At 35.1% G+C, this 10,646-nt stretch carries 8 protein-coding genes; 3 read left to right on the forward strand and 5 right to left on the reverse strand.

Features of this window, described 5'->3' with window-relative positions; translation table 11 throughout:
- Nucleotides 1–136: 136 nt before the first annotated feature.
- Both F6K18_RS21540 and F6K18_RS21545 read right to left on the reverse strand, forming a co-directional pair.
- Nucleotides 137–472, reverse strand: a complete 336-nt coding sequence (locus F6K18_RS21540) for a XisI protein (protein ID WP_287523880.1) — start codon at nt 470–472, stop codon at nt 137–139.
- The gene (locus F6K18_RS21545; RefSeq protein ID WP_287523881.1) at nt 460–876 is read right to left on the reverse strand and encodes an element excision factor XisH family protein; all 417 of its coding nucleotides are present in this window, start codon (nt 874–876) and stop codon (nt 460–462) included. Before F6K18_RS21545 ends, F6K18_RS21540 begins: the two co-directional genes overlap by 13 nt.
- A 364-nt stretch (nt 877–1,240) precedes the next feature.
- Here F6K18_RS21545 and F6K18_RS21550 point away from each other — a divergent pair, with 364 nt between their 5' ends.
- The 3 genes from F6K18_RS21550 (at nt 1,241) to F6K18_RS21560 (ending at nt 3,466) form a co-directional block, all read left to right on the forward strand.
- Nucleotides 1,241–1,864 (forward strand): 7-carboxy-7-deazaguanine synthase QueE, encoded by a 624-nt coding sequence (locus tag F6K18_RS21550; RefSeq protein WP_287523884.1) that lies wholly within the window; start codon nt 1,241–1,243, stop codon nt 1,862–1,864.
- Nucleotides 1,865–2,561: 697 nt separating this feature from the next.
- Nucleotides 2,562–2,747 carry a hypothetical protein gene (locus tag F6K18_RS21555; protein WP_287523887.1) on the forward strand — a complete coding sequence of 62 codons (186 nt, stop codon included), beginning with the start codon at nt 2,562–2,564 and terminating at the stop codon, nt 2,745–2,747.
- 140 nt (nt 2,748–2,887) lie between these two features.
- Nucleotides 2,888–3,466 (forward strand): hypothetical protein, encoded by a 579-nt coding sequence (locus F6K18_RS21560; RefSeq protein WP_287523889.1) that lies wholly within the window; start codon nt 2,888–2,890, stop codon nt 3,464–3,466.
- A 352-nt stretch (nt 3,467–3,818) separates the two neighbouring features.
- On the opposite strand, the gene F6K18_RS21565 is transcribed toward F6K18_RS21560, so the two are convergent.
- From F6K18_RS21565 to F6K18_RS21575, 3 genes are all read right to left on the reverse strand, one after another.
- The gene (locus F6K18_RS21565; RefSeq protein ID WP_287523891.1) at nt 3,819–5,579 is read right to left on the reverse strand and encodes a bifunctional serine/threonine-protein kinase/formylglycine-generating enzyme family protein; all 1,761 of its coding nucleotides are present in this window, start codon (nt 5,577–5,579) and stop codon (nt 3,819–3,821) included.
- Between the two features lie 650 nt (nt 5,580–6,229).
- On the reverse strand, nt 6,230–7,549 hold the full coding sequence (locus F6K18_RS21570) for a HEAT repeat domain-containing protein (RefSeq protein WP_287523894.1): 1,320 nt from the start codon (nt 7,547–7,549) through the stop codon (nt 6,230–6,232).
- A 718-nt stretch (nt 7,550–8,267) separates the two neighbouring features.
- Entirely contained in the window at nt 8,268–9,692 is a 1,425-nt protein-coding gene (locus F6K18_RS21575; protein WP_287523896.1) for an NADP-dependent isocitrate dehydrogenase, read from the reverse strand.
- Nucleotides 9,693–10,646: the final 954 nt, after the last annotated feature.

The following is a 10,646-nucleotide window of genomic DNA, read 5'->3' on the forward strand; positions in this document are numbered from 1 at the left end:
TACGCGGAAGTCAAAAGTAAGAAGTCAAAATTCAAAAGTAAGAAGGAAATTATAGTGATCAATAGGAGTCAACGATTCAGTAAGTATTTATGATTAATATTTAACTGAGAATTTGACTCTTGATAACCGACTCCAATTAACTCATCCCATACTCGGTAAATTGCCTCATATAGGGGGAATGAAATCCTAAAACAATATCATGTTTGGGAACTCCTAATGTCACTAATTCTTCAGCAAGATCGACCTCGGTTCCGTTGTATTGTATCCAGATTTTTTCGTTAATAATATCGACGTGCATAATACAACCATAAATTCGCCTCCTTTTATGCCAACCCACCCTAAATAATAAATAATTATCTCCTTCTAGATGAAAAATTAATTCGGTTCTGACATCTTCTAGATCGAGTTTGTATTGCCCGTATTCGGAAATTACTTTTTTAATTGCTTCTCGGTACTTTTCTAGTTTTTCCATTCAATAATTACCTCCATATCTGAATCATAAACTATTAGTTTAATTTCGTTGTATGCGATGGCAGTCTGGATAAATGGTCTGCTAAAAAAATCTCGATTTGCTTCTACAGGAATAGCTAAATAAAGGACGCGAGACGATTCTATTTCTTTCAAAGCTAAACGGTAATTAATAAACTGTCCGACGGCAAGATGGAAATCATAAATTGCCGATTTTCCCAGGAAACTTTTAATCTCAACAGCGATTTTTTTCCCCTCTTTTTCAGCAGCAATTAATTTTTCTGCACCTAGATCGATAGACATTCCTACATCACCAGCAGCGACGGGTAGCGGATCGTGAGTTATAGTCCATCCTTCTTTTTCAAGGGCACGTTTGACTGTATCGTGAAAAATATCTTTAGCAGGCATTGTTTAAAGTTTTTCTACTTATATAATCATTTTAAATAAGAATGAAATACTTTTTCTGCTGAAACCTTTTCTCTTAAAGAAAAGCTTGTCTCAATCTAAACTGAAATGTAAGCATTAAGCCGTCAGCCATCAGCTATCAGCTATTGCTTTTAGTTGACGATAAAAGCTTGATTAATTGTCTTACTACAAAAGTTGGCTCCCTTGCTCTTAAAGTCTATATTAATTTAAAAATTGTCCTATATCAGAGAGTCTTGTTGCTGATAGCTGACAGCTAATAGCTGTTTGCGCAGCATTCCGCAGGAAATGCTTACACTGAAATGACTAAAACAAAATCCTTTTTTTTCTTCTTATTTATAACTCAAAAATGACAGAAAAACTAATAATTCCCATACATGAAACTTTCCAAAAAACCATTCAAGGGGAAGGCCATTGGGCAGGTACACCAGTAGATTTTATTCGTCTTGCTGGTTGCCCAGTAGGCTGTCATTATTGTGATACTGGTTATGCCAATGGAGGAGTTGATTTACCAAGGCAAATTAGAACTTTTGATGAGTTAATTAATGAGTTATTTTCTCCCAGAGTTGTTATTTCTGGTGGTGAACCTTTTATCCATAAACAGTTACCTAATCTAGTGAACAAAATAGAAGCTACTGGCAGACAAGTTTCTATAGAAACATCCGGTTGCTATTGGCAAGAAATTTCACCTCAGACTTGGATAACCCTTAGCCCTAAACAACATATTAGTTCTAAATATCCAGTTGTAAAACAGATGTGGATGCGGGCATCAGAAATAAAATTAGTAATAGAAACTGGTAAAGAGTTAGAATTTTATAGTAAAATTTTACTAGCAAATAATAATATTCCAGTTTTTCTCCAGCCAGAATGGTACAGTCGTAATCTTGCCTTACCATTGGTCCTAGAATTACTCCAAGAATATCCTAATTACCGCCTATCAGTGCAGTTACATAAATATTTGGGAATACAATAATTTATAGTATGAAATTTAGGGATAAAAACCATGTAAAACGTAAGTTTAAACCCAATTAAAATTCAAGAGCATTACATTTTTTTAAGGCTGAGAAGATTTGAACCTAATATCTGTTCTAAAACCTAATAAAGACCGGATTCAAAGTTTGGGACTTGAGTTCGATCCTTCCTCCTTATTCCCTCTTTCTTTCCTAAGACCTCTTGCAAAATTTTTAATTAAATCAATTAAATATATGAAATCAACAATTCCCTATTCCCTATTCCCTATTCCCTGACTTTTGCAAGAAGTCTCTAGAAAATGCCGTACAAACCAGTAAACCCTCAAATTAAAAAAAGCTGTCTATTTATAAAATAAACAGCTAGTTCAGAACTGCAGATGGAGATACACCCTGATAGTTAAATGAAATAGTAGATGCCCCTGATGGATAACTCCTAGATGGACTAATTACCTGATGGTTTAACTCCCTAATGGCTTAGTCTCCACATCCCAAATAGCAGGATTGGGGAGAAAATAGTGATTAAGACTACTAACACCTCACTTCCGGCTTTTGTGATCCATCAGGTCGTGCCTATGCTTCTTTTATAATTGCAGACTGGTTCATTGGAAGACAAGAGGTCTTTTGCAACAACCCACTTTTTACAGGTTGCAGAGCATCGCGAGTCTATCTAAAACAACTAAACAGGGTTCATCTACTACTATGAAACAGAATATTATCATTTTTGGGTTAATAGCCTCCGCAGGCTTGACGTTTTGCCAACAACCAAAGGCCACAGCCTATAATTTGAGGCCATCTACTGAGAGTACCATTGAAAAGAGTCAGATAATTAGTTATGAAGGCACTAATGAAGATGGTGAAACGGAAGAAGTGGAAAATAAAAAATAATCACGAAGGCCGAAATAACTTCCTGGAGACAGTAAAGACAAATTAGAGTTGATATTCAGATATGGGTAGAACTATATGTTACTAATTAGGATTCTACCCTAGATTATCCTTGTATGATGTTCTGATTACTATTATCGAAAATGATGGACACAACGACTACTACACGAAGAAAAAGGGTTATTACAAGAACTGCAGAAAGAAGACAAGCCACTCCTAAAGAAAGACAATTAATCCATTTGTTAGCTAATCTTGGTTGTAGTTGCGCAAAATATGCCTTCCAACACTCCTCTAGTAAAGGGAAAATACCTCCTGAAGACCGAAAGCATTTGGCAGAGTGGCACTATCTCCGGTTACAGCAAATTCGCCGGGTAGAAAGGAGTCTAGAACCTGTGGCCCAACTTAAGCGTGTTTACTATCGAAGTCAACTCAGTCCTAGATCTCTTAAGTCCCTAAAACTCCTGTGGACTGAGGAGGACAAACCAAGAGTGAAGAGGATTGCTCCTGAATTGGATGAGCTATTAAGTTTAGCCCTTAATTTAGGAGATACCCTCAAACAGATATTTCACACTGTTGAATGTGGGGAAAGGGTTTTTTCTAGAACTCCTATACAAGGTGTGGGAGTAGTGCCATTGTGGGTTAATGAGTGGGAAGAGTCGGACTATGATATTAATTTCTTTCCTCCTTCTTTTCCTGATTGGGCTAATATTGTTGATGACTAAGTTTCTGACACAAATTAAGTCATAAATTCTAGAATTAGAAACTACTATGTTCTAACCAATTCAATATTTGCTATAGTTTTCGGTCAAACTCTCCCATAAAATTTTTGCTAAATATTATCTAAATATTTAGGTGGGGAGAGCTGACAAATTTCGGTCGGGGATTTGAAAGTTACAAAAATTAATTTTTTTCAATAAAATTTTAAATTCCAACTTATCCATTAAGAATTTACCAAGATTTTATTTTTTGTTAATTTTTTTGCCTGTACCTCCAAAAATATTTGTGATATGTCAAGTAAAGCATAGGGATTAGAACATCAAAATAGTTAGTTTTTCCTCTAAAGTCTCTTCATTCCTAAATTGAAAAAATATGAGAAACTGCCACTCTAAAACCTACTGACTTACACTTACTTCTGGGAGTTTTCCAATTTCTATTTGCACTACGACAACCTTTAGAATAATTCAAGTATCCTCCTCCTCTCAACATTCTGTAGTTATAATTGCCATCTTTTTCCCACACATTACTATCTGAAGGAGCACCCTGATAATTATTATGCCAGGGGTCGGCACACCACTCCCAGACATTGCCATGAAGATCGTATAATCCAAAAGCATTGGGTGGAAAACTACCTACATCTGTTGTTTGTTCACGATAATTTTGTTGTAATGAACAAGCATAAGCTTCTTCGCCATTATAGTTTGCTAGGTCAGTTATTAGACTATTACCAAAGTAAAATAATGTAGTTGTTTCTCCACGACAAATATATTCCCATTCTGCTTCTGATAGTAACCGATAAGTTTTTCCAGTTTGAGCAGATAGCTGACGACAAAATTCAATTGCGTTATACCAAGACACCATTTCTACTGGTCTATTTTCTCCTTTGAAATAAGCTGGGTTTTTGCCCATTATTGCTTGCCACTGTGCTTGAGTAATGGGATATTTGCTAACAAATAAAGGTGTTATTGTAACTTGATGTTGTGGACTTTCTGTTTCCCATTTTTCTGCTGCTGTTTTTGAGGAACCCATTAAGAAAGTATTGCCAGGAATAGATACCATTTCTAGGAAAATATTATTGGCAATATTTTCAATAAATTGTTGATTTTTTCGTTGTTCTTTTATGGTTTCAATTATTTCGCCTTTTGGGTTAATTTTGATTGTTAAATATTCAAATTTAAAAGTTTGCAATTCGAGTTCACAACTCGAATCAACAGTTAGTAATTCGTGAGGAGTGTCGGAAATTATTGGCAGAGTTGCTGGCAATGTTGAGGGTAAATTAGTTATGACAAATTCTTCTAGTGGTGACAATAAAGTTAACCATTCAGCAACAAATTGAGGCCGTTCTTCTGGCTCTAATTTCATGCCTTTAATAATTGCATCATTGACTCGATCGCTAATTTGGGAATTATATTTTTTTGGTGGAATTAATGGTATTTTTCCTTCTTGTCTGACTTTTGCTGGTGTTGGCATTTCACCTGTCAATAAAACGTATAGAGTTGCTGCTAGAGCATATATATCAGTAAAAGCTCCCCGTTTTGCTCGTCTTTCGTACTGTTCAATTGGTGCAAAATACAATGTACTATCAGTTGTATGAGTTTGTACGCTGCCACTATTAAATTCTCGTGCTAAACCAAAATCAATTAATACTGCTTCTAAATTATCTCGACGTAGGATAATATTTTGAGGTTTAACATCCCGATGCAAAAATCCTTGATTATGGATAAATATTAATGCTTCTCCTACTTGTTTAATTAGATGTATTGCTTCACTTTCTGATATAATTCCGTCTTGTTCTTCACGATAAATTCCTAAGTCATCCCCGTCTATATATTCCATCACCATGCACCATAATTTATTTTCTTTAAAAAGGCGATGAACTTCTACAATATTGGGATGATGGCATTTTGCTAAACATAAGGCTTCATTTAAAAAGTTTTCTTGATGTTTGTCAAAATTGGGTTTACGTTGTACTCGATAATTGAGAGTTTTAATCGCAACTAATTGATTCGAGCTTTGCTCTAAAGCACGATAAGTAATACCGAAACCGCCAATACCAAGCAGGTCTTGAATTATATATTTGCCATTTTGTAGTTGTTTACCTGATTTCCAGTATTTCATTTTATTAATAGGGGATTCAGGATTTTAAGTTATACCATGCATGAAAAAAGAATGTTACGAATAATAAGCATGATTAAAAGACTTTGAAGGAGATGTCCCTTTGACAAAAAAGAGAATTACATAGGTAAAAAATGGTATTGAAGCCATTCCCGTGTGACTCCTGACTTCCCCTCCCAGGAGGGGGAGGGGCGAGGGGTGGGTTGACTCCTCAGAAATATCCTAGTTATTTGTAGCAAAAATTTATCAAATTGGTATTATCCCTGGAATTAGAGCTAAAAATAGGGGCAAATTATACCTCAGATAATCATATAATAACATAGTTTTGACTCAGTTAGTCAATCCAGGATGAAAACTGTTTATCTCAGTACTTAAATAACTGATAATTAATACTAATTCGAGCCAATAATTTTACTGATTGAAGAAGGAAGAAAAAATGGATGGGGATAGTCTTCGACAAGCCACTTCGTGTCTGCAAACCCCAACCAATTGTAAACACCGTGTAGACGGTAGGGTATTAAACCCAAAATAAAAAGATAATTTTTCATTTCTCTTGAATACTAATTCCTTCTTCCAAGATAATGAGTTAATAACTCATAGCTGAAGTGCTGACTGCTGAAGTGCTGAATGCTGAATGCTTACCTAACACCTTCTTAATAATTCCATTCAGCAATAGCTGTAGCTATTCCTGTTTTTAACTCAGATTTGATGTTTGCTTTTTGAGATAAATAAATAAGTTGTTGATATGCTCTTTCTGAATCTAATTGTTTCAATGCTGCTATACAATGAAGCCTAACACTAGCATCATTTTCTTCTAATAACTGAATGAGATAATCTAGAGCGCGAATATCTCCCAAATATCCCAATGCTAAAACTAAAGAATTTTTGACACGGACGCTTTCTAAAACTGAATTATTACTTCTGAGAAATTCAATCAAAATTTCTGTAGCTTTTGGCTTTAATTCCTGACGCTCAATTTTACCTAATGCTGTAATAATTTCATTAACAATTTGTGGTTGATATTCAACTGCAACTAATAAATTATCTTCGAGTAAACTTTGTAGATATTCCACAGATACTTGAGTTTCAACCCAACTTAAAGCACGCACTGCATCCAGCTTTAAAAAAACAGGAACATTCGTTGTTTGTAAAAGTTCAAATAAAGCCGTTGCTGCTGTATTTGTACCGATTTTTCCTATAGCGATCGCCACTTGTTGACAAACTTCAAAATTAATATCCCACAGTAAAGGTTGTAGCAACTCCACCACACCTAATTGTTCGTCTAAATTAGCATAAGTACTCAAGCCTATTACTGCTTCTTTTCTAACTTTAGCTGCTGTATCTTTTAAAGCCGAAATTAAAACAAAAGGCAACCGAGAATCATGGTAATTACTCAAGGCACTAATGGCATTTTTTCTAACTTCATCATCTCCGTCTTTTACTACAGTTAATAATGGTGTTATAGTACTAGGAGAATTAATTTTAGCTAAAGCTTTTGTTGCTAATAATCGTGAATCTGCCTTAGTCAATAAATCTGTTAAAATATCAACTGCTGAATCCCCCAAAACTGCCAAAGTATCTGCTGCTATTTCTTGTAAATCTTCCGCCTCTGAACTAATAATTATATTTTTCAGAGCTTCTCGAACTTCCTCACTGTTAAAATCTGCCAATATCCGAGCTACAAACCAACGTCTTTCTAAGTCTAAATCTTCATCTTGAACCATTTCAATTAATGGAGCTATCGCTGGTTTACCAATCTGCTTAAATAGTTTATAAATATCCCATCTTTCTTGAAAATCTCCATTTTTCAGAACTGTTATTGCTAGGTCGAGCACCACATCTAAATCGGCATTTTCTAACCAATCAACACAGGTCTTTTGAGATGCTAATAAAAATTGCTGTAAATACTGATTAACTAAAGACCAATTTTTTTCTTGGCTAGCTGTTTTTGCTTGTTCGAGAAGATTTGACATAACTGAATAATTTTTTAAATATTAAGCTATTAAGATATAGCAATAGACATCTTCATAAAAGAGGGAACAGGGAACAGGGAACAGGAAAAAATAATTGATAATTTATAGATAAGAATTGATTTTATTTTTAATTCTTACGCCTATGTATAATCGAAGGAAAGGGCGTGGATATATCAAAAGCTAATATGAAATACTAAATCTCCTAGATAACAAAAACTTTCTTCTGCCATATCAGGTATTAGGTGAAAAGTTAATAGTACTAGTGCAGAATTGCGGAAATAATTGACCAGTTACAAAATCCTAAAACAATTACAAATCAATACTTTTGACTTTTGAGCTTTGACTTTTGACTTCCGCGTAGCGACACTAGATGAATAACATTTGTACCTATCATTTACCGAATAATTAAGGTTTAAAGCCTCTCCTTTAAAGAACTAGACAGTGCAAAGTTCTGGGAATAACTATTGCTAGTCAAGGGTTTCACGGACTCAAGGTTAAAAATTCTCCATTCACAGAGCGTAGGTGCTGTAAACCTTTCCCAGTAACACTTTCAATCTTGAGAGCCAACTGTTTTTTAGCAGAACTTTGTACTCTCCAGTTAAAGAAGAAAGAAGAAAAAAAATTCCCTTTAGTCAATTCTCTTCTTTTCAGGGAGAGGTAATAATTAATAATTAATAATTAATTATTCATTATTCATTATTCATTGTTGAACACTTATTTAATCTTGAAAATGTTTGATAATTGCATCAGCAAACTCAGAACATTTCAAAGCTGCCACAGGCGGTTCCATTAACCTTGCCAAATCATAAGTTACTTCACCATTAGAAATAGCAAGTTCAATACCTTTTTTAATCAAATCAGCAGCTTCTTGCCAACCCATATATTCCAACATCATCACACCAGAAAGAATCAAAGAACCAGGATTAACTCTATCTAAACCTGCGTGTTTTGGTGCAGTGCCATGGGTCGCCTCAAAAATAGCACATTCATCACCAATATTAGCACCAGGCCCCATACCTAAACCACCAACAACAGCAGCAGCAGCATCAGATACATAATCCCCATTCAAATTCATAGTTGCCAGAATAGAATATTCCCCTGGTCGAGTTTGAATCTGTTGGAAAATACTATCAGCAATACGGTCATTTACCATAATTTTATCTTGCCATTTTCCATCCCCATGACTATCCCAAATAGCTCCTAATACATCCTCAACTTCTTGACAAATTTCAGCTTGTTTTTCTGGTGTTAAACCATCATAACCAGGCTCAATTTTTCGAGCATTTTCTTCACTACTAATATTAGGATTTTCTTCCTTATTAGAAAGAATCCAAGATTCTCTTTCCGTCACACATTCAGTCCGAAATTCAGTAGTTGCTAATTCATAACCCCAGTCACGAAATGCACCTTCAGTGTACTTCATAATATTACCCTTATGCACCAAAGTTACCATCTGTTTTGACTTGGGTAAACGTAAAGCATTTTGGATGGCACGTTTGATTAACCGTTGCGAACCAGTTTTACTAATAGGTTTAATACCAATACCTGAGTCTAGGCGAATTTGCTTTTTGCCATGTTCAGGAGTAGCAGGAATTAAGTCTTTGTTTAAAAGATCAATCAACTTATTAGCAATATCAGTACCCTCGCGCCATTCTATTCCTAGATAAATATCTTCAGTATTTTCCCGATAAATAATCACATCTAATTTTTCTGGAGTTTTGTGGGGAGAAGGGGTACCCGCGTAATATCTACAAGGACGAACACAAGCATATAAATCGTTAATTTGACGCAATGCCACATTTAAGGAGCGAATACCCCCACCGATGGGAGTGGTCAAAGGACCTTTAATCGCAATACCGTATTCTTTAATAGCGTTGAGAGTATCTTCCGGCAAATATTGGTAAGTGCCATATTTTTCACAAGCTTCATCACCAGCGTAAACCTTAAACCAGTTTATTTTGCGTTGATCTCCATAGGCAGTAGCGATCGCGGCATCAAAGACTTTTTGAGATGCTGGCCATAAATCTACCCCTGTACCATCGCCCCGAATAAATGGGATAATGGGGTCGTCTGGAACATTAGGTTGACCATTGCTGAAACTGACTTTAGAACCTGTGGTTGGGGGAGTTATTTTTTCGTACATACTTCGATCGTCTAGACTACAATATTTTTCTTTGTGTCCAGATTATGGATCTATAATTGTATATCTTTAAATATATCTATGATTTTTTTATAATTTAAGTTGAAGTTAAGAAGGAAGAGGGAAGAGAAAAGAAGGGAAGAAAGAGTTTAATTATTTTTGTAGGTTTTTGCCGGATAACAGTAGCATAAATAGCAGAATTTTTACGAAGATAATATATTTTTTTGCAAAAATAAAGTAGATGAGTTTTTTGTATTTTATATTTCTCTAGTTAAATTTGTAATTATAATCATCCACAGGAAAAAATTCCAAAAAACTTCTCAGTAGTAGGGTGTGTTATGCTACCGCTAACACACCAAAACCTATTTTAATTTTAAGTAAACTGGTTGTACGTTATATTTCATTAACGTACCCTACTATTTATATTTTTATTCTTGCGTTTATTTTTGTTATCATTTTATCCAAGGCGATCGCTTGTTATTAATGTTCCTTAATTTTGATTCTCTTAAAAATAATGGCGTTGCTGAGTGGTAATGATTTTGAGATTAACTTTGAGCGCAAAACATCAGTTTTTCAATTTTACCTTCAGCTAATAGACATCTCCAACAATCAAAAATCAATATCTATATCCCAAAGAAATTATCAATTCTTTACCCATACTGCCTACAGCAAAGCTGCCTACTCCCTATGGGTGGAGTAGATGTCTAATTATCATTACATTTAAGCAACGCCAAAATAATTTTATCCAATGCATTTTGACACTACTACAGGTGCGTTAATGAAATGTAACGCACCCTACTCGACTCTTCTCTAATTTCATTTTCACTAAGTAGGGTTTGCGCTCAAAAGTCTTATGGGTGAGGGTAGGAGACAGGAGACAGCTATACTGGAGACAGGAGAAATGGGAACGAGCGAGGAGGTAGGAGCGGGCGTTTTGTCCCAAGATTGTTCTGCTCA

Source organism: Okeania sp. SIO2C2 (assembly GCF_010692625.1).
Taxonomy (GTDB): domain Bacteria; phylum Cyanobacteriota; class Cyanobacteriia; order Cyanobacteriales; family Microcoleaceae; genus Okeania; species Okeania hirsuta.

What these genes read in the sequence shown, in the direction of transcription:
- F6K18_RS21540 (WP_287523880.1), bottom strand. Translation starts at nt 472, where the DNA reads ATGGAAAAACTAGAAAAGTACCGAGAAGCAATTAAAAAAGTAATTTCC.
- F6K18_RS21570 (WP_287523894.1), bottom strand. Translation starts at nt 7,549, where the DNA reads ATGTCAAATCTTCTCGAACAAGCAAAAACAGCTAGCCAAGAAAAAAAT.
- F6K18_RS21565 (WP_287523891.1), bottom strand. Translation starts at nt 5,579, where the DNA reads ATGAAATACTGGAAATCAGGTAAACAACTACAAAATGGCAAATATATA.
- F6K18_RS21575 (WP_287523896.1), bottom strand. Translation starts at nt 9,692, where the DNA reads ATGTACGAAAAAATAACTCCCCCAACCACAGGTTCTAAAGTCAGTTTC.
- F6K18_RS21550 (WP_287523884.1), top strand. Translation starts at nt 1,241, where the DNA reads ATGACAGAAAAACTAATAATTCCCATACATGAAACTTTCCAAAAAACC.
- F6K18_RS21560 (WP_287523889.1), top strand. Translation starts at nt 2,888, where the DNA reads ATGATGGACACAACGACTACTACACGAAGAAAAAGGGTTATTACAAGA.
- F6K18_RS21555 (WP_287523887.1), top strand. Translation starts at nt 2,562, where the DNA reads ATGAAACAGAATATTATCATTTTTGGGTTAATAGCCTCCGCAGGCTTG.
- F6K18_RS21545 (WP_287523881.1), bottom strand. Translation starts at nt 876, where the DNA reads ATGCCTGCTAAAGATATTTTTCACGATACAGTCAAACGTGCCCTTGAA.